Source organism: Gottfriedia luciferensis, assembly GCF_001712755.1.
GTDB lineage: Bacteria > Bacillota > Bacilli > Bacillales > Bacillaceae_G > Gottfriedia > Gottfriedia luciferensis_B.
On record NZ_MDKC01000037.1, the window covers coordinates 235891 to 255476 of the forward strand.

Below are 19586 nucleotides of genomic sequence, written 5' to 3' on the forward strand. Positions count from 1 at the left end.
TGATAAGACTTCAAAAATAAAAGAGATGAAATTCATTTAGGGGGATGACGGATGAATCATTTATTAACCATGTCTGATTTAACAATTGAAGAAATTCAAGATTTGCTAAACGAAGCACAAAGCTTTGCAAATGGAGAAATAAGTAGCCTAAAACGTCAGACATTTGTTGCAAATTTGTTTTTTGAGAATAGTACGAGAACTCGCTTCAGCTTTGAGGTAGCTCAAAAGAAACTTGGACTTGAAGTTATTAACCTAGCTGTTGAAAGCTCAAGCATTCAAAAAGGTGAAACTTTATATGATACAGTTAAAACCCTTCAAGCAATTGGTGTTGAAGCAGTCGTAATTCGTCATACACAAGACGAGTATTTTCAAGAAATAAAAGATGCAGGAATGCCAATCCTGAATGCCGGCGATGGATGTGGAAATCACCCAACACAATGCCTACTTGACTTACTTACAATCAAACAAGAATTTGGAAGCTTTGAAGGATTAAAAGTAGCAATTGTTGGAGATTTAAGACACTCAAGAGTTGCTCGCTCTAATGCTGAAGCACTAACTAGATTAGGTGCAGAAGTATTCTTCGCAAGTCCTGATGAATGGAAAGACGATAAAAATACTTATGGAACTTATAAAAATTTAGATGAATTAGTCGAAGAAGTTGATGTCATGATGCTACTTAGAGTACAACATGAAAGACATGACGCTGAGACAAATCACATAATGGAAAATTACTTACAAAAGCATGGCCTAACGGTTGAAAGAGCAGCAAAAATGAAACCTACAAGCATTATCATGCATCCTGCACCATTTAATCGAGATGTTGAAATTGCAAGTGAATTAGTTGAATGCAAGCAATCAAGAATCTTCAAGCAAATGGAAAACGGAGTATTTGTACGAATGGCTGTGTTAAAAAGAGCCTTACCAACAGTATGGGGAGAGATGAAAAATGAAGTACTTGTTTAAAAACGGTGTCATCTTACAAGAAAATGGTGAACTTCTAAATCGAGACGTATTAGTAGTTAATGGAAAGATCTCAGTAATCGCTGAAACAATCGTTGATGAAGATGCTAAGCAAATTGAATTAGACGGCAAGTTGCTTTCACCAGGTTTAATAGATGTTCATGTGCATCTTCGCGAGCCAGGTGGTGAACATAAAGAGACAATCGAAACAGGTACGAAGGCAGCGGCAAGAGGAGGATTTACAACAATTGCTGCAATGCCAAATACTCGACCAGTACCAGATACAATCGAGCACATAAGCGCATTAAACAAAAAAATAGAAGAAACAGCAGTCGTAAACGTATTACCATATGCATCAATTACAATCCGACAAGCTGGTGAAGAGCAAACAGACTTTGAAGGCTTAAAAGAAAATGGAGCTTTTGCATTCACAGATGATGGTGTAGGAGTTCAATCTGCTGAAATGATGTACAAAGCAATGCAAAAAGCGGCTGAACTAAATGTATCAATCGTTGCACATTGTGAAGAAAACACACTGATTCAAAAAGGTTGTGTCCACGAAGGTAAGTTTTCAAAAGAAAATGGTTTAAATGGGATTCCTTCTATTTGTGAGAGTGTTCAAATTGCTCGAGATGTACTATTAGCTGAGGCTACAGGTTGTCACTATCATGTTTGCCATATCAGTACAAAAGAATCAGTTAGAGTGGTACGCGATGCAAAACGTGCTGGAATTAATGTAACGGCTGAGGTTTCTCCACACCATTTAATTCTTTGTGAAGATGATATCCCTGGCTTAGATACAAATTTCAAAATGAATCCTCCATTAAGAAGTGCAGTCGATCGAGAAGCATTAATCGAAGGATTACTTGATGGAACAATCGACATGATTGCAACAGATCATGCACCTCATACAGAAGAGGAAAAAGCTCAGGGAATGCAATTAGCACCGTTTGGAATTGTAGGGTTAGAAACTGCTTTCCCATTATTAAACACTCATTTTGTGGAAACAGGTAAAATGACTTTACAACAAGTAATAAACTTTTTAACAACTAAACCTGCTGAAGTTTTTAACTTAAATAGAGGGAAAATTGAAGTTGGAGCGGTAGCAGACCTAACTGTAATCGACTTAGATTTAGAAGAGGAAATCGATTCAACAACATTCCTTTCAAAAGGTAAAAACACACCATTTAATGGTTGGAACTGTAAAGGTTGGCCAGTAATGACAATGGTAAATGGCAAATTAGTATACGAAAGAGAGGAACTAACAGTATGATGCGTCAATTAATATTAGAAGACGGAACAGTTTTTGTAGGAGAAGGATTTGGAAGCGAAGTTGAAACAACAGGAGAAATCGTATTTACAACAGGTATGACAGGATATCAAGAGGTATTAACTGACCCATCTTACTGTGGACAAATCGTAACATTCACATTCCCTTTAGTAGGGAACTACGGTATCAACTTAGAGGATTTTGAAAGTATCGTACCAGCAGTACATGGCTTAATTGTAAAAGAATATGCTGAGCATCCATCAAATTTCCGAAACAAAATGAGCTTGGATCAATATTGCAAAGATAAAGGAATTCCAGGTTTAGCAGGAATCGATACACGTATGTTAACGAAAAAACTTCGTGAAGTTGGAACGATGAAAGGTAAATTCTGCAGCATGGAAGCAAATGTTGATGATGTAGTTGCAGAACTAACAAATACACCACTATTCACAAACCATGTTGAACGAGTTTCAACACAAAAACCTTATAGAAGTCCAGGTAGAGGACACCGAGTAGTATTAGTAGATTTCGGTATGAAGCACGGTATTTTAAGAGAATTAACAAACCGTAAATGTGACGTTACAGTTGTGCCTTATAACGTCTCAGCAAAAGAAATATTCTTACTAGCTCCAGATGGAATTATGTTAAGTAATGGACCTGGAGATCCAAAAGATGTTCAAGTAGCAATCGAAATGATTAAAGAAGTAGTAGGTAAAGTACCATTATTCGGAATTTGCTTAGGTCACCAATTATTTGCTCTAGCAAATGGAGGAAATACTTCAAAGCTTAAATTCGGTCACCGTGGTGCGAACCATCCGGTTAAGCATTTAGAAACAGGAAAAGTAGCAATCACTTCACAAAACCATGGTTATGCTGTAGAAACAGAATCAATTGAAGGAACTGACTTAGAAGTAACACATGTTGCACTAAATGATGGAACTGTAGAAGGACTTAAACATAAAACATACCCAGCATTCACAGTACAATACCACCCAGAGGCTTCACCTGGACCAGAAGATGCAAACTACTTATTTGACGAATTTATTAGCATGATGGAAGCACAGAAACGAGAGGGGAACTTACAATGCCAAAACGCGTAGACATAAAAACAATCTTAGTAATCGGATCAGGACCAATCGTAATCGGTCAAGCAGCAGAATTTGACTATGCTGGAACACAGGCTTGTCAGGCATTGAAAGAAGAAGGATACAAAGTAATTCTTGTAAACTCAAACCCTGCAACAATTATGACAGATGTACAAACAGCAGATAAAGTATACATCGAACCACTAACAGTAGATTTCGTTAGTCGAATCATTCGTAAAGAACGCCCAGATGCACTTCTACCAACATTAGGAGGTCAAACAGGACTTAACTTAGCGGTAGAATTAGATAAATCTGGCGTATTAAAAGAGTGTGGAGTAAAAATTTTAGGAACAACTCTAGAAGCGATTAACCGCGCAGAAGATCGCGACCTATTCAGAACATTAATGAACGACTTAAGCGAGCCAGTACCAGAAAGTACAATCATTCATACTTTAGAAGAAGCTTACGACTTCGTAGAAGAAATTGGCTACCCAGTTATCGTAAGACCTGCATTCACTCTTGGAGGAACAGGCGGAGGAATTTGTAATGATGAAGAAGAATTAAAAGAAATCGTAGCAAGCGGATTAAAAAATAGCCCAGTAACACAATGTCTATTAGAGAAAAGTATTGCTGGTTTTAAAGAAATCGAGTATGAAGTAATGCGTGATGCAAATGACCATGCGATTGTAGTTTGTAACATGGAAAACATCGACCCAGTTGGTGTTCACACAGGAGATTCAATCGTTATCGCTCCTTCTCAAACATTAAGTGACCGCGAATACCAAATGTTACGAAATGTATCATTAAAAATCATTCGTGCTTTAGGAATTGAAGGTGGATGTAACGTACAGCTTGCACTAGATCCAGATAGCTTCCAATACTATGTAATCGAAGTAAATCCACGTGTATCACGTTCAAGTGCGCTTGCTTCAAAAGCAACAGGTTATCCGATTGCAAAATTAGCAGCAAAAATCGCAGTAGGCTTAACATTAGATGAAATGATTAACCCAGTTACAAAGAAAACATATGCTTGCTTCGAGCCAGCATTAGACTATATCGTATCAAAAATTCCACGCTGGCCATTTGATAAGTTTGAAACAGCAAACCGTCAGTTAGGAACTCAAATGAAAGCAACTGGAGAAGTAATGGCAATCGGTAGAACTCTTGAAGAGTCACTATTAAAAGCAGTACGCTCTCTAGAATTAGGAATAAATCACATCGAGCTTAATGCAGTAAAAGAACTGACTAAAGACGAAATGATTACTCGCATGGCAAAAGCTGACGATGAAAGACTTTACATTGTTGCTGAAGCAATGAGAACAGGTATGACGTTAGAAGAAATTCACAACATTACAAAAATTGATTTCTTCTTCCTACACAAAATTGAAAACATCATAAAAATGGAAAAACAAATTAAAGATAACCATTTTGAACTAGATGTACTTTTAAAAGCTAAGAAAATGGGCTTCAGTGATGATTACATCGCATCACAATGGAATGCTACAAATAAAGAAATATACGAATTTAGAAAACAAAACCAAATCATTCCAGTATATAAAATGGTTGATACATGTTCGGCTGAGTTTGAATCTACAACACCATACTTCTACGGAACATACGAAATCGAAAATGAATCAATTGTAACGGATAAGAAGAGTGTAGTAGTTCTTGGCTCTGGTCCAATACGAATCGGTCAAGGGATTGAGTTTGACTATGCAACAGTACACTGTGTAAGAGCGATTAAAGAGGCTGGATACGAAGCAATCATTATAAACAACAACCCAGAAACAGTTTCAACTGATTTCAGTATCTCAGACAAACTATATTTTGAACCATTAACAATTGAAGACGTAATGCACATTATCGATTTAGAAAAACCGATGGGAGTAGTTGTTCAATTCGGTGGTCAAACAGCAATTAACCTAGCAGGTAAATTAGTAGAACGTGGTGTAAAAATCCTAGGAACTTCACTTGAGGATTTAGATCGTGCGGAAGACAGAGATAAGTTTGAAGAAGCACTTCAACAATTAGGAGTACCACAACCTTTAGGAAAAACAGCAATGACACCTGAAGAAGCAGCAGATATCGCTGATGAAATTGGTTATCCAGTATTAGTAAGACCATCATATGTACTAGGTGGACGCGCGATGGAGATTGTCTACCACCGTGAAGAAATTCTTCACTACATGCAAAATGCAGTTAAAATCAATCCAGAACATCCAGTATTAGTAGACCGTTACTTAACTGGTAAAGAAATTGAAGTAGATGCAATCTCTGACGGAATCGATGTATACATTCCAGGTATTATGGAGCATATCGAACGAGCTGGAGTTCACTCAGGAGATTCAATCGCAGTATACCCTACACAAAATGTATCAGAAGCTGCGAAGGAAAAATTAATCGACTATACAATTAAACTTGCAAAAGGCTTAAATATCAAAGGATTACTTAACATCCAGTTTGTTGTAACAGATAAAGATGAAGTATTCGTACTAGAAGTAAACCCAAGATCAAGCCGTACAGTACCATTCTTAAGTAAAATTACAAATGTACCAATGGCGAATATCGCAACAAAAGTTATCTTAGGTCAAACATTAGCTTCATTCGGATATGCAACAGGCTACCACCCAGAAGGAAATGAAGTATATGTAAAAGCACCAGTGTTCTCATTCGCTAAGCTACGCTCAGTAGATATAACATTAGGCCCTGAAATGAAATCAACTGGAGAAGTAATGGGTAAAGATGTAAGTCTTCAAAAAGCATTATACAAAGCACTAATCGCAGCTGGAATGCAAATCCCAACTCACGGTTCAGTGATCATTACAGTAGCTGATAAAGATAAAGAAGAAGTAGTAAATATCGCAAAACGCTTCCATGAAATTGGATTTACAGTATTCGGTACAGAAGGAACTAAAAATCATTTAGAAAACCACGGTGTACCAGTAAAAGCGGTAAACAAAATTAACGAGCATGAAGATAATATGCTAGATATGATCAAGCGTGGGGATGCACAGTTTGTTATCAATACGTTAACAAAAGGTAAAAAACCAGCTCGTGATGGATTCAGAATTCGTCGTGAATCAGTTGAAAACGGAGTAGTTTGCTTAACTTCACTAGATACAGCAACTGCAATATTATCAGTAATTGAAAGCTTAACATTCTCAACTTCTGCACTACCAAACAAAGAAATGAAGGCTGGCGTATTAGTATGATAAAAAAAGAACTCATGACAATTGTCTCAAACAGAGAAATTGCCCATCAAATTGTCGAAATGACATTAAAAGGTGAACTTGTTCAGGAGATGCACTCTCCTGGGCAGTTTGTCCATATAAAAGTGACTGGTGGACTAACGCCACTATTAAGAAGACCAATCAGTATATGTTCGATCGACAAAGAGAAAAGTGAGTTCACGATGATATTCCGCGCTGAAGGTGAAGGAACGAAGCTTTTAAAAGAAGCAAGCGTTGGACAACAAGTTGATGTGTTAGGTCCTCTAGGTCAAGGTTATGATGTTGAAACTCTTTCAGAAGGAGATACAGCACTACTAGTTGGTGGTGGAATTGGCGTACCTCCGATGTATGAACTTTCGAAGCAATTTAAAGCTCGTGGTGTAAATGTAATTCATGTGTTAGGTTTTGCATCAAGTAATGTAGCTTTTTATGAAAAAGAATTTTCTGAACTAGGACCAACCTATATGGCAACGGTAGATGGAACTCTAGGAACGAAAGGATTCGTAACAGATGTAATTCGTGAAAAAGAGCTTCGATTTGATCAATACTTTGCATGTGGTCCAACGGTAATGTTAAAAGCTTTACAACAGCAATATAAAGGTATGAAGGATGGCTATATTTCACTTGAAGAACGAATGGGCTGTGGAATCGGAGCTTGTTTCGCTTGTGTATGCCATACTGAAGACGGGTCATATCGTAAAATTTGTAGCGATGGACCAGTATTCCAAGCTGAGGAGGTAGTACTATGATTTCATTACAGACAAAACTTCCTGGCTTAGATTTAAAAAATCCTATTATGCCAGCTTCTGGTTGCTTCGGATTTGGTAGAGAGTTTGCAAATCTTTACGATCTAAGTATTCTTGGGGCTATTATGATAAAAGCAACAACAGTTGAAACACGATACGGAAATGAAACACCTCGTGTAGCTGAAACTCAAGCGGGGATGTTAAATGCGATTGGACTTCAAAATCCTGGTTTAGAAAAAGTAATTGATGGTGAATTAAAATGGTTATCAAATTATGATGTACCAATCATTGCAAATATTGCTGGATCAACTATTGAAGACTATGTAACAGTCGCAAAAGAAATTTCAAAAGTAAGCAATGTAAAAGCACTAGAATTAAACATTTCTTGTCCAAACGTAAAATGTGGTGGGATTGCATTTGGAACGGATGCTGCAACAGCGGCTGAAGTAACTAAGAAAGTTAAAGAAGTAAGTGAAGTTCCCCTATACGTAAAATTATCACCGAATGTAACGAATATTGTTGAAATCGCAAAAGCAATTGAAAATGCAGGTGCAGATGGTTTAACAATGATCAATACATTACTAGGGATGAGACTAGATTTAAGAACTGGTAAACCAATTCTAGCTAATAAAACTGGTGGATTATCAGGTCCTGCAATAAAACCAGTAGCAATTCGTATGATTCATGATGTGAGCCAAGTAGTAAACATCCCAATCATCGGAATGGGCGGCGTTATGAATGCAGAAGATGCACTAGAGTTTTTCCTAGCAGGAGCAAGTGCAATCGGTGTAGGTACGGCAAACTTCGTTGATCCATTTGTTTGTCCAACAATCATAGATGAACTACCAGAAGTGCTACAAAAATATGGATATCAGTCCATTGAAGAATGTATTGGAAGGAGCTGGAAACAACATGTCATCACAAGTGGTCATCGCGCTTGATTTTTCATCAAAAGATGAAGTAATGAATTTTGTAAAAAAATTTCAAAAGTCTCTATATGTAAAGGTAGGGATGGAGCTATTTTACAAAGAGGGTCCAGCAATCATAAAGGAATTAAAAGAATTAGGACATCAAATCTTCCTAGATTTGAAACTTCATGATATTCCAAATACAGTAAAACATGCAATGAAAAATATCGCATCTCTAGAAGTAGACATGGTTAATGTTCATGCAGCTGGTGGAACGAAAATGATGAAGGCAGCATTAGAAGGTCTAGAAGAAGGCACTCCAGCTGGTAAAAAACGACCATTACTAATTGCAGTAACTCAACTGACAAGCACATCAGAAGAACAAGTGATTCATGAACAAGGAATTTCTTCTTTACAGGATTCGATTAAGCTATATGCTTCTATAACAGAAGAAAGCGGTCTTGACGGTGTAGTATGCTCTCCACTTGATGTAGAGTTAGTTCAAGCAGCAGTGGAAGGTGAGAACTTCCTTACTGTAACACCTGGTATTCGCTTAGCAGAAAATAGTGTAGATGATCAAGTACGTGTAACAACTCCAGCGAAAGCTAGACAATTTGGAAGTAGCTATATTGTAGTAGGACGCAGTATTACAAAAAGTGAAAATCCAGTAGAAGCATATGAAGAAGTAATTGCACAATGGGAGGGCGTAACAATATGAAAAAGAATATCGCAGCAAACTTATTAAGCATTGGGGCTGTAAGCCTTCAACCTGAAACTCCATTTACTTGGGCATCAGGAATCAAATCTCCAATCTATTGTGATAATCGCCTAACTCTTGGCTATTCTGAAATTCGTAAAAACATTGCAAAAGGCTTAGTCGAACTAATCCAAACTAAATTTGGTAACGTAGATGTAATCGCTGGAACTGCAACTGCTGGAATTCCACACGCAGCATGGACAAGTGATTTAATGGAATTACCAATGGTTTATGTACGTAGCTCTGCAAAAGGCCACGGCAAAGGAAACCAAATCGAAGGCCCAATTAAAACTGGACAAAAAGTAGTAGTAGTAGAAGATTTAATCTCAACTGGTGGCAGCGTAATTACATGCGTTGAAGCTTTACGCGAAGCAGGCTGCGAAGTACTAGGAGTAGTCTCAATCTTCACATACAATCTTCCAGCAGCAGTAGAAAAATTTGATGCAAACGACGTAACATACTATTCTCTAACTGACTATGACACACTAGTTGAAGTAGCAAAAGAACAAGGTTCAATCGAAGCAGAACATGTAGCAAAGCTAACTGCATGGAGAAAAAATCCACAAGATGCTAGTTGGATGACTGTTGAAGTTTAATACTTAGAATAGGAAAGATGACTTTTTGGAGTCATCTTTTTTTTTGGGTGAAGATGAATCTTGTGCTGCGGAAAACGTGGACCTGTAAAAAAATCAACCGAAAGTGCAAATAAAAAAGAGCCATCGCAAATAAAAACTGGGAATAGCAAATAAAGAAGAGTCATCGCAAATAAAAACTGGGAATAGCAAATAAAGAAGGGCCATCGCAAATAAAAACTGGAAATAGCAAATAAAGAAGAGCATCGCAAATAAAAACTGGGAATAGCAAATAAAGAAGAGCCATCGCAAATAAAAACTGGGAATAGCAAATAAAAAAGAGCCATCGCAATTAAAAATAGAGAACAGCAATTAAAAAACGAAAATGGCAATTAAAAATAAGTAATCACAATTAAAAATAGTAAAATCGCAAATAAACCATAAAAGTCACACTCAACCTGACTACTCCACAATAAAAAATTCATATAAAACAATCATCCAAACGTAAAATCACCTAAAATGATTAGGATTCACATGGAAAATCATACAAAATGAAAAACTTTCACTCAATAATCTAACTAAAATAGTCTACTTTCACAACATAGTCCCTAAACAAATTATTTGATAAATAATTAATAAGTTTTTAAACTATTCATACAATTGATTGAAAGAATCTTTAAAATTGGAGGGTCAAGTATGTCAATCGCAAAACAATTTCTATCGAATTGTTTAAAGGAATTCAAAGGGATAAAAAAGCTAGGTGATCGTTCGATGGATCAGCTAAATTATAAGGAGTTACACTTCCAACCATCTAGTGAATCAAATAGTATTTCCATCATTGTAAAGCATTTAAGTGGTAATATGATTTCTAGATGGACAGATTTTCTCACGACAGATGGTGAAAAACCATGGCGAGATCGTGACGTTGAATTTGAGGGGATTTACCAATCAAAAGATGAGTTATTAGCTGATTGGAATAAAGGATGGAATGTTGTTTTTAACACGCTTGAGAGTTTACATGAAGAAGATGTGTTAAAAACGATTAAAATTCGTGGTGAAGATCATACTGTTTTACAAGCAATACATAGACAAATTAGTCATTACGGAAATCATATTGGTCAAATTGTTTATATAGCTAAATTAATAAAAAATGATGAATTTAAGAGTTTGAGTATTCCTAAAGGAAAATCTCAAGAATTCTTAGAGTACAAATTAAATGAAACAAATAAAAAATCTTAAAATCTACGACTTAGGTTGTAGATTTTTTTTTATCCCTAAAGACTAATAGTGTACAAATGTTCAATCAATTTAATGAAGTAATAGATTAATTGAAAGATTAAAATGTATTTGAGGCCAGATAAAAGGAATAACGAAGAACGTATTACTTTAATCCTGATAAAAATTTTAATAGTGAAAATAGTTCGAAAATATTGTAAAATGTTACAGGTTAGGGGGATGGCAATAGATGAAAATTTTAATCGAAACAGTTAATCATTTTAAACCGTATTGGAAAGTATTTCTAATTGCTTTTGCATGTTCATTAATTGCTGGCGCATTTGCGATTATTCCACCGATTTTGACTGGTAAATTGGTCGATGAGATTGTTGGTGGTCCTGATTCAAAAATTATCTTTTATTTAATTTTAGGGATTATGCTTTCATTCTTATTTAAAGTCGGTTTTGAATCATTACAAGAATTTATTCAAGTAAAAATTGGTCTAGATGTGATTACAGATATGCAATTACGTGCATTTACAAAGCTTCAAAAAGCACCGATGACGTTTTTTTCGACAACACCTCGGGGGGATATGTTATATCGGTTAACGCATGATGTAGAATCTGTTCAAAACTTGAATAATACAGTTGTACCACGTTTTATTCAACAAGTTATTGCAGCTATTGCAGCATTTATAGCGGTGTTTCCGTTGTATTGGCCTGCTGCAGTCGTCATGCTAGTTGTATTTGCAATTTATTTAGTTCCTTCTTATATGATTGGTAAAAAAGTAAGAAAAATGGGAGCTATAGCTCGTGATATGAGTGCTGATTTGTATAATCATACTCAAGAAAGTATTGAGTCAGTTCGATTAGTGCGAACTTTTCAAACGCAGGATATAGAAAATAAAAAATTAGAAGATAAATTGTCTGTTTGGAAAAGATTTGCTATTCGCTTGGCTTTAATTGGGAAGGTTAATTGGCGTTTAGGAAATGTGATTAATAATGGTGCGCCAGGGGTCATTATGTTGATTGGTGGATATGCGATTTGGCAGCATGAAATTACAATTGGTACATTAATCGCCGTTTTAGGCTTTATCCCAACAATGTTTATGCCAGTCCGCTCTTTAGCTGAAAATGCGTTAACAATTCAACAAGCAATTCCAGCCCTTCAAAGAATATATGAGTACTTTGACTTGCCTTCAGAACAACCTGATGATTTACCGAAATTTGGAGAAGTGAAAGGTGATATAGAAGTTAAAAATATTCGATTTACTTATCCAAATTCAACTGAAGAAGTCCTAAAAGATGTTTCATTCTCAATTAGTGCAGGTCAACATATTGGGATTGTTGGTTCAAGCGGTGGAGGAAAAAGTACTTTAATTCAGTTATTACTCGGATTATACGAGCCTTCTTCAGGATCGATTTCAGTTGATCGTAAAGATTTATCCTCACATGATTATCAATCATTACGCCAAAATATTGGAGTCGTTTCTCAGGAGACTTTCCTTTTAAATAGTACTTTAAAGCAAAATTTACTTTATGCCAAACCGAATGCAACTGATGAAGAACTTAAACTTGCTGTTGAAGCAGCGGACTTATCTGATTTAGTTGGGTCACTACAAGAGGGCTTTGAAACGATTGTTGGTGAAAGAGGACTAAAATTATCTGGTGGTCAAAGGCAACGAGTAGCTCTTGCAAGAGCAATTTTACGTCATCCTCCAGTGTTAATTTTCGATGAGGCTACATCATCATTAGATGGAGAAACAGAGGAAAAGGTACAATCATCGCTTGAAAAGTTAATTCCAGGTCGTACAACAATTACAATCGCACATCGACTTGTAACAGTAAAGGATGCTGATTGTATTTTATTATTAGATAAAGGACGTATTGCTGAACAAGGAACACATGAAGAATTATTATCATTAAAAGGTCAGTACTATCAATTATATATGGCACAATACAGTGAACTAGAAAAGGAGAGTGCTGTATGATGCAGAAAAATACAAAAAAAATAGGGGATGGAAAAAGAGTCATAAACTTTCTCAAGCCTCATAAAAAATGGGTTTTTGCAGATTCATTTGTAATTGCTTTAAGTCAAGTTTGTGCAGCATTAATACCTACTCTAGGAACGGGTTGGTTAATTGATCATATAATTCCAAACCATGACAATGCACTATTATGGGGATTAATGTGGTTGCTTGTAATTGCTGCAATTCTTGATTTAATTTTAATGGTCATTGATGAGTATTTTTGCCATCATATTGCTAAATCTGTTACAAACTGGCAAAAACTACGGTTATTTAAGCATTTGCAAATTTTACCTTATTCATATTTTCATCAATCTAAATCTGGTGAATTATTAGCACGAGTTTCTGATGACCCAGATACACTGCATAATTTTTTAGCATGGGAAGGCTCTACTTTTATGGCTTCTGTTCAAGGAGTATTTATATATAGTATTGTCTTACTTTGGATTAATCCTTATTTAATGATTACTAGTGTTGTTTTAGGTGTTTTATTTTATTGGACGTCTAATAAAGTCGGAGCTCGTACTAGAATTGCTTCTGCTAAAGCTAGAACTGAAGCGTCACGTTATTTAGAAAGATTACGAGAATCAGTAACAGGAATTCAACTTTCGAGAATTCTTGGTGCAACGGATTATGAAATTCAAAGTGTTGCCGATATCCGTAAATCATTTATGAAAGAATCAATTATTGAATTAAAAGCTAGAATGCAATCAATTGTTGTAATCGGTAGCTATAATGGATTTGCTTTAGCTGCAGTCTATTTTATAAGTGTTTTACTAATTTCAAATGATCAAATCACAACGGGACAAATGTATACGGCAGGTGGGCTTGTGACCATTGCGGCTAATGAAATTCAAAGGATGTTAAGAAACTGGTTATCAGTACGTAGAACTGGTCCTGCATTAGATCGATCTGAAAAATTATTAGCTGAAGAAGTTTCAGAATTTGAAGTACAAGAAGGTGAAAAATTAAATTCAGTTAATGGGTTAATTGAATTTAAAGAGGTTAAATTTGCCTATCCAACGAAGGAAGAATTTGTGTTAAATGGATTGTCATTTCATGTGAAGCCAGGGGAAGCAGTGGCCGTAGTAGGACCAAGTGGTGCCGGAAAATCAACAATTGTAGATTTATTATTAGGTTTCTATCCGTTAAATAATGGAACAATTGAAGTAGATGGTTTACCAATTGAAAAAGCGAATGCAAAGTGGATTAGGGATGCGATTTCGTTTGTTTCGCAAGATGTACAGCTAAGAAATGGTAGTTTAGCTGATAATATTCGTATAGGAAATGAAATGGTAACAGATGATGAAATGATTCAGGCTTTAAAAGATAGTGGATTATCAGACTATCTAAATTCATTACCAGAAGGTTTAGAATCATCAATTGGTGAACGAGGGGCACTATTATCTGGTGGCCAAAAACAAAGATTATCTTTAGCAAGAGCATTAGTTAAAAACTCTACTATTCTTATTTTAGATGAAGCAAGCTCGGCTTTAGATCCGATTACAGAATTGCAAATAAATGAAGCGATTCAAAAACGAAAATCAAAACAATCAGTCATCGTAATCTCACATCGTTTATCTACTGTTTTAACAGCGGACAGAATCGTTGTATTAGAAAATGGGAAAGTAGTCGAAGAAGGTACTCATCATTCTTTATTAGAAAAAGATGGCGTTTATTCAAGATTATTTAAAAGAGAAGCTGAAACTGGTGAAAATGTAATTAGTGTATCGTAAGAAGATTAAAAAGGAGTGTTAGAATGACTAATATATCAATAAAACTTTACGAATCAAAAGAAGAGTTAAGAAAAGGCTTTGAAGTATTAAAACAGCTTCGTACTCACTTAAATGAAGAATCATTTTTTAATTTGTACGAAGAAATGCAAAAACAAGGCTATCAATTATTTGGGTTAGAAGACCGAGGATTGACGGTTGCAGTCGCTGGAGTTAGTATATTAACAAATTTCTATAATGGTAGACACGTATTTGTTTACGATTTAGTGACGGATGAAAGTAAACGCTCAAATGGATACGGTAAGAAATTACTAGATTTTATTTCTGATTTTGGTAGAAGGAATGGCTGTCAATTAGTAACACTACAATCCGGTGTCCAAAGAATCAATGCGCATCGTTTTTATGAACATAAAATGGAATATGAAAAACTTTCTTATTCCTTTAGTAAAGTTATTGAATCAACTTAAAAACCCTAATTTTAGCCCTAGGGTCTCAGCCTTCCAAATTTTTATCTAAAATTGATAAGTTTTAGAAATAACTAAGAGCCCTTTACAAATTAAGGGCTCTTAAAATTAGAATTCATTATGTATGTGATTTTTTATTAATTCAACAACATCTAAAAGATAATTACTTTCGTGTGAAACAAATTGATCTTTATCTATTGATTTTTGAATTGGAATTTTTTCCTCTGTTTCAGTAATTTGAAAACCATCAACTTCTACTGTATCTCTTAATCCATGTGCGAATTGATAAAATTGATTAAAATCCGCTTTCACTATCCCTGAAACTTCTTCTTTTTGTAAATTGAAATCAGTAAAAGGTTTATCGCTTTTAAGTAAAAAAACATGACTTAATTCATGATCAATAATCGTTTCTAATATGATTGAATTTTTAATGATACCAAGAGGGATTACATCTTCCATTTTTACTTCTATTCCAAGTTCTTCTTTTACTTCTCTTAATCCATCTTGAACTGTTTCAGTAGATAATAAATGACCAGCAGCCGTAATATCAAATAAATTCGGATAATCCTTTTTTTGATGACTACGGATTTGAAAATAAATTGAAGCTTGGTCATCTATTATACTAAGTAGCCAGCAATGAAATGTTTCGTGCCATAATCCCTTTTTATGTACTTCACTACGTGAGGCTTCTCCTATATGATTACCGGATTCATCAAAAATTTTAAGTAATTCTTCTTTCATTTAACTAACCACCTTGTTTTTTGATCTATGAACCATGTACTTCATTATAAAATAAAATTGTCGGATTGAAGTATATTTTTGATTAAAAGCTTTTTTTACGATTCCGCAGCATTAGAAATAGTAGGATAAAAAGGCGGTATCCACCTATAACCGCCGTATCCAAAAGATGAATGTTTAGAAGTGTACACTCATTATCTATTTATAAACCTGCCCTTATTTAATACTGATGCTGCTACTGCTATAAGGATTATACCCATAAAAGCCGGTGCGGCATGACTAAGTGATACATAGATTTGACCTCCTATAACCGGTCCAATGATTCTTGCTAAAGCTTGAATAGATTGGCTACCTCCTTGAATTCTGCCTTGTTCACTAGGGTCAACAGTCTTAGAAACCATTCCATTAAATGACGGTCCGAATATTGAATCACCAAACCCAAATATAAACATTCCAGCAATTAGTAGAGGATAGTATGTGAACAAAGCCGATGCAGCAATTAGACTGTAGCCTATAATTTCTGAAACCATGCCAAGAGTTGTTATTTGTGAATCACTAAATTTAATTAACAGCTTGGGCATGATGAAACCTTGTGAAATGATGTCCTGGACCCCCATAATTGAGAACATTAGGCCAATAAGTGCAGGCTCCCAGTTGAACGTATCGATTGTAAATTGTGAAAAAACGGCCTGCAATGATCCATTTGGTATCCAAAGTAGGAACGCAGAGATGAGTAGCCATTTTAAGTTTTTTATGGAAAGTATGTTTAAAAGCTGGGTGAATGGATTCAACCTTACAAAGGTAATCTTTTTCAGTCTGTTATTCAGATCAAGGCTCTCTGGAATAAATAAGATTCCAAAAACAAGATTTAGTAAAGTTATGATTGCTCCAAAATACATCGGTACAGAATATCCAAATTTAGCAAGTAATCCACCTAGAGTAGGTCCAATGGCGGCGCCTACACCTGCAACGGCACTTACCCACCCAAAGTATTTGGTTCGCTTATCACTTGGAGTGATGTCTGCAAAATATGCGAAGATTGTGCTAATGCTCCCACCAGTTATCCCTTCAATTATACGCCCAGCAAAAAGTACCCATAGAGCTCCTCCTATGCCAAAAACTAAGTAGCCGATAGCGGAACCTAAAAGTGATACTAGCAGTATTGGACGGCGGCCATATCTGTCGCTTAATGCTCCAAGTCCAGGAGCAGCAAAAAACACGCATATTGCATAAACAGAAGTCAACAACGTAACGACTATGGCTTGATCTTCTGGATTGCTTATATAAGGCTGTACTAAGTATGGTACGACCGGTGTGATGATACTGAAGCCTATTCCGCAAAGAAAGATGGACATAAGACCGAAGAATAAAGCCGTTTTATCTATGGTTTGTTCCAATTTCTGTTCTTTTTGTGATCTAAATTTGAACAATAAAATTCTCCTCTCAAAAACGATAATTTTGATTCCTTGGAAACATATTTATCGTACGAGTGTTTTGTTTCCTTGTCAACAATAATATCGAAATAAAAAAGCAACCGCTCCTCTAGTAGAGTTTTGGCTGCAAGTGAATCTTTACTATTGAAATTTATTTCGGTTTATTATCGATATCGATGCCTTGTTTCTTTATTTCTGCATCTAAATGATGACAATAATTGTTCACGAAGTTTAGCATACTGTTGAATTGTTCTTCGGTTATTTGATCAAATACAAATTTATCTCGCTCTCGAAACTTTTTATGTAGTTCTTCATGGATATTGTCTATTACTTTTCCTTGCTCAGTAAGCTTAAAATAAATTTCTTTCTTATTATCCGGTTTCTGATAGCTTTCAATCAGACCTTTATTTATAAGCTTCTTCGTTATTTTAGTGATGGCACCTCTTGTCATATATAAAGAATCAGCAAGTTTGGTCACGTTGGAATCTACATTTTTTCCAATGTATTCGATACAATGTACTTCAGAAGATTGATACCCTTTAAGTGCCTCTTCCATTTTAAACTTATTAAGCCAAACCATTTTATTAAATACATCCCTGAAACCCATTATAAGCTGTTCTTCTTTATTCATACTCAATCCTCCTACCCGTTGATTCATTAACCATATTATATAAAATATTGTTTCTAATTCAACAATATAAAAATCATTATGTTAGGAATAGGTGATCGGAGAATTACAAGCAACTATATGTATATTGTTTCAAAAGTCGGAAACACGAAATGAGAAGCTTTTCATTTTAAAAAAAAATCGACCGCAGGCATTTTGAATGTTTATGAAATAGTGTGAAAAATCGGTTTAGCAAGCTGGACAAGAATTCCGAATAATCTCTAAATGGGTTAACTATTTTCTGAAAAGTTTACATTCATCCATAATTAGGTTAATTTAGTATTATCTATTTGTAAAAGTTTGTCCCTTTTAAGTAATGTTATGACTTGTTGACACTTTCACAAATGACAACATTAAATTAAAATTATTAGGTGAATTGAAATGAGAATAGCTTTTTTTGACTCAGGAATTGGTGGGTTAACTGTCTTAAATGAGGCACTGAAAAAATTACCAAATGAAGATTTTTTATATTTTGCTGATACTCTTCACGTTCCTTATGGTACAAAGTCGAAGGAAGAAGTAAGTGCATTTGTAAAAAAGTCTGTTGAAACGATTATTAAAGAAGATGTAAAAGCACTAGTAATTGCATGTAATACAGCGACTAGTATTGCAGTAAATGAATTGAGAGAAATGTATGATTTTCCGATTATCGGTATGGAACCGGCTGTAAAACCAGCTGTTGAAATGAACAGAACAACTGGGAAGAGAGTATTAGTTTTTGCGACTCCACTTACGTTAAAGCAAACAAAGTATAATGAGCTTATTTCTAGAGTGGACGATTTAAGTATTGTCGATTCATTGCCATTACCAGAGCTTGTTCATTATTGTGAGGAATTGAATTTTGATGAAAACTTTATGATTGATTATTTTAAAAGTAAACTTTCATTATTTAATATTGAGCAATATGGAACAATTGTTTTAGGTTGTACCCATTATCCATTTTATAGAAACATCTTAAAAAAGATATTACCTGAAGATGTTCAAATTGTTGATGGAAGTAATGGTACTGTAAAAAGATTAATCCAGCTTCTCGGAGAAAATGGCCAATTAAATGAAACAGGTCAAACAAATGTCAAATTTATGTGTTCGAATAATGACATAGAATATATCGAGAAGACAAAACAGGCGTTAAGCCACTTACAAAATGAAAGATAAGAGATAAGCTAGAATTAGCTTATCTTTTTATTATGTTTCAATACAGGACTAATATTGTTTATTCTCGAATAGTTGTTAAAGTCAATTTTTTTGAAAACTTTTTCTACTAATAGGGGAGGTTGTGAATAATTGGTAAAAATAAGAGTTGTATTAAAGTATTTCGGCGTCATTACGATGCTATTTTTTGCTGCTTATTTAATTATTAAATATATTAGAGAAGATGAGATTTTTTCGAATTTAATTTTTGGATTTTGCGTAGGACTTTTACTATTTTTAGGATATTTACTAAGTAGTAAAAATGAAAGAGAAAAATAGTTTTAGCTTAGTAGGTAATAAAAGTAGAGTAAAAGGAACTAAATTAAAAGCTTAATAGAACTATACATGTATTTGTTTTTAGGAATGTATATTAGTAAAAATGGTGCCCTTTAAATGCACCATTTTTTCACGTTGTTGAAAAACAACTTTGTCATTTAAATTATCAAATTTTCGTAAAAGGAGTAGAGTGATGTTGATTTCCACTACAGGATGCTCGCTTTCCATGGGGCGAGACCTGAGCCTCCTCGGCAAGCCTGCGGGGTCTCAGCCTTCCCGCTAATCCCATAGGAGTCGAGCACCCCTCCGTTCCAA

The 19586-nt window shown here is 35.1% G+C and carries 17 protein-coding genes; 14 read left to right on the forward strand and 3 right to left on the reverse strand.

From position 1 onward, the window contains the following. Window positions 1-51 precede the first annotated feature (51 nt). The 12 genes from BED47_RS22950 to BED47_RS23005 all read left to right on the forward strand — a co-directional run bounded on the left by BED47_RS22950 (window position 52) and on the right by BED47_RS23005 (window position 14969). Window positions 52-963 (forward strand): aspartate carbamoyltransferase catalytic subunit, encoded by a 912-nt coding sequence (locus tag BED47_RS22950; protein WP_069035617.1) that lies wholly within the window; start codon window positions 52-54, stop codon window positions 961-963. Next, complete coding sequence (locus BED47_RS22955; protein WP_069035618.1) at window positions 947-2233, forward strand: dihydroorotase; 1287 nt, start codon at window positions 947-949, stop codon at window positions 2231-2233. Before BED47_RS22950 ends, BED47_RS22955 begins: the two co-directional genes overlap by 17 nt. Then, entirely contained in the window at window positions 2230-3330 is a 1101-nt protein-coding gene (locus tag BED47_RS22960; RefSeq protein WP_069035619.1) for a carbamoyl phosphate synthase small subunit, read from the forward strand. The genes BED47_RS22955 and BED47_RS22960 overlap by 4 nt, the downstream gene beginning before the upstream one ends. After that, window positions 3315-6527 carry a carbamoyl-phosphate synthase large subunit gene (gene carB / locus BED47_RS22965; RefSeq protein ID WP_069035620.1) on the forward strand — a complete coding sequence of 1071 codons (3213 nt, stop codon included), beginning with the start codon at window positions 3315-3317 and terminating at the stop codon, window positions 6525-6527. Before BED47_RS22960 ends, carB begins: the two co-directional genes overlap by 16 nt. Beyond that, entirely contained in the window at window positions 6524-7294 is a 771-nt protein-coding gene (locus tag BED47_RS22970; protein WP_069035621.1) for a dihydroorotate dehydrogenase electron transfer subunit, read from the forward strand. Before carB ends, BED47_RS22970 begins: the two co-directional genes overlap by 4 nt. Continuing rightward, entirely contained in the window at window positions 7291-8232 is a 942-nt protein-coding gene (locus BED47_RS22975; protein WP_069035622.1) for a dihydroorotate dehydrogenase, read from the forward strand. The genes BED47_RS22970 and BED47_RS22975 overlap by 4 nt, the downstream gene beginning before the upstream one ends. Next, complete coding sequence (pyrF, locus tag BED47_RS22980; RefSeq protein ID WP_069035623.1) at window positions 8204-8917, forward strand: orotidine-5'-phosphate decarboxylase; 714 nt, start codon at window positions 8204-8206, stop codon at window positions 8915-8917. The genes BED47_RS22975 and pyrF overlap by 29 nt, the downstream gene beginning before the upstream one ends. Next, the gene (gene pyrE, locus BED47_RS22985) at window positions 8914-9552 is read left to right on the forward strand and encodes an orotate phosphoribosyltransferase (protein WP_069035624.1); all 639 of its coding nucleotides are present in this window, start codon (window positions 8914-8916) and stop codon (window positions 9550-9552) included. The genes pyrF and pyrE overlap by 4 nt, the downstream gene beginning before the upstream one ends. A gap of 672 nt (window positions 9553-10224) precedes the next feature. Continuing rightward, complete coding sequence (locus tag BED47_RS22990; RefSeq protein ID WP_069035625.1) at window positions 10225-10767, forward strand: DUF1572 family protein; 543 nt, start codon at window positions 10225-10227, stop codon at window positions 10765-10767. A 226-nt stretch (window positions 10768-10993) separates the two neighbouring features. Then, a complete protein-coding gene (locus BED47_RS22995; RefSeq protein ID WP_069035626.1) occupies window positions 10994-12733 on the forward strand; it encodes an ABC transporter ATP-binding protein in 1740 nt (579 codons plus the stop codon). Then, on the forward strand, window positions 12730-14505 hold the full coding sequence (locus BED47_RS23000) for an ABC transporter ATP-binding protein (RefSeq protein ID WP_069035627.1): 1776 nt from the start codon (window positions 12730-12732) through the stop codon (window positions 14503-14505). The genes BED47_RS22995 and BED47_RS23000 overlap by 4 nt, the downstream gene beginning before the upstream one ends. Before the next feature lie 23 nt (window positions 14506-14528). Next, on the forward strand, window positions 14529-14969 hold the full coding sequence (locus tag BED47_RS23005; protein ID WP_069035628.1) for a GNAT family N-acetyltransferase: 441 nt from the start codon (window positions 14529-14531) through the stop codon (window positions 14967-14969). Between the two features lie 105 nt (window positions 14970-15074). Here the strand turns inward: BED47_RS23005 and BED47_RS23010 are convergent, their stop codons facing one another. The 3 genes from BED47_RS23010 to BED47_RS23020 form a co-directional block, all read right to left on the reverse strand. Next, window positions 15075-15707 carry an NUDIX hydrolase gene (locus BED47_RS23010; RefSeq protein ID WP_069035629.1) on the reverse strand — a complete coding sequence of 211 codons (633 nt, stop codon included), beginning with the start codon at window positions 15705-15707 and terminating at the stop codon, window positions 15075-15077. Window positions 15708-15898: 191 nt separating this feature from the next. After that, a complete protein-coding gene (locus tag BED47_RS23015; protein WP_069035630.1) occupies window positions 15899-17134 on the reverse strand; it encodes an MFS transporter in 1236 nt (411 codons plus the stop codon). A gap of 154 nt (window positions 17135-17288) precedes the next feature. Next, window positions 17289-17768 carry a MarR family transcriptional regulator gene (locus tag BED47_RS23020; protein WP_069035631.1) on the reverse strand — a complete coding sequence of 160 codons (480 nt, stop codon included), beginning with the start codon at window positions 17766-17768 and terminating at the stop codon, window positions 17289-17291. 417 nt (window positions 17769-18185) lie between these two features. On the opposite strand from BED47_RS23020, the gene murI reads away from it, so the two are divergent. Together murI and BED47_RS23030 are read left to right on the forward strand one after the other, a co-directional pair. Continuing rightward, complete coding sequence (gene murI, locus BED47_RS23025; protein WP_069035632.1) at window positions 18186-18959, forward strand: glutamate racemase; 774 nt, start codon at window positions 18186-18188, stop codon at window positions 18957-18959. Between the two features lie 129 nt (window positions 18960-19088). Then, window positions 19089-19274, forward strand: coding sequence for a hypothetical protein (locus tag BED47_RS23030; protein ID WP_069035633.1), 186 nt, complete (start codon window positions 19089-19091; stop codon window positions 19272-19274). The last annotated feature ends 312 nt before the right edge of the window (window positions 19275-19586 follow it).

Bases quoted from the DNA above. Each gene is read 5' to 3' on its own strand.
- BED47_RS22950 (WP_069035617.1), top strand. From the start codon at position 52: ATGAATCATTTATTAACCATGTCTGATTTAACAATTGAAGAAATTCAA.
- BED47_RS22955 (WP_069035618.1), top strand. From the start codon at position 947: ATGAAGTACTTGTTTAAAAACGGTGTCATCTTACAAGAAAATGGTGAA.
- BED47_RS22960 (WP_069035619.1), top strand. From the start codon at position 2,230: ATGATGCGTCAATTAATATTAGAAGACGGAACAGTTTTTGTAGGAGAA.
- carB (WP_069035620.1), top strand. From the start codon at position 3,315: ATGCCAAAACGCGTAGACATAAAAACAATCTTAGTAATCGGATCAGGA.
- BED47_RS22970 (WP_069035621.1), top strand. From the start codon at position 6,524: ATGATAAAAAAAGAACTCATGACAATTGTCTCAAACAGAGAAATTGCC.
- BED47_RS22975 (WP_069035622.1), top strand. From the start codon at position 7,291: ATGATTTCATTACAGACAAAACTTCCTGGCTTAGATTTAAAAAATCCT.
- pyrF (WP_069035623.1), top strand. From the start codon at position 8,204: ATGTCATCACAAGTGGTCATCGCGCTTGATTTTTCATCAAAAGATGAA.
- pyrE (WP_069035624.1), top strand. From the start codon at position 8,914: ATGAAAAAGAATATCGCAGCAAACTTATTAAGCATTGGGGCTGTAAGC.
- BED47_RS22990 (WP_069035625.1), top strand. From the start codon at position 10,225: ATGTCAATCGCAAAACAATTTCTATCGAATTGTTTAAAGGAATTCAAA.
- BED47_RS22995 (WP_069035626.1), top strand. From the start codon at position 10,994: ATGAAAATTTTAATCGAAACAGTTAATCATTTTAAACCGTATTGGAAA.
- BED47_RS23000 (WP_069035627.1), top strand. From the start codon at position 12,730: ATGATGCAGAAAAATACAAAAAAAATAGGGGATGGAAAAAGAGTCATA.
- BED47_RS23005 (WP_069035628.1), top strand. From the start codon at position 14,529: ATGACTAATATATCAATAAAACTTTACGAATCAAAAGAAGAGTTAAGA.
- BED47_RS23010 (WP_069035629.1), bottom strand. From the start codon at position 15,707: ATGAAAGAAGAATTACTTAAAATTTTTGATGAATCCGGTAATCATATA.
- BED47_RS23020 (WP_069035631.1), bottom strand. From the start codon at position 17,768: ATGAATAAAGAAGAACAGCTTATAATGGGTTTCAGGGATGTATTTAAT.
- murI (WP_069035632.1), top strand. From the start codon at position 18,186: ATGAGAATAGCTTTTTTTGACTCAGGAATTGGTGGGTTAACTGTCTTA.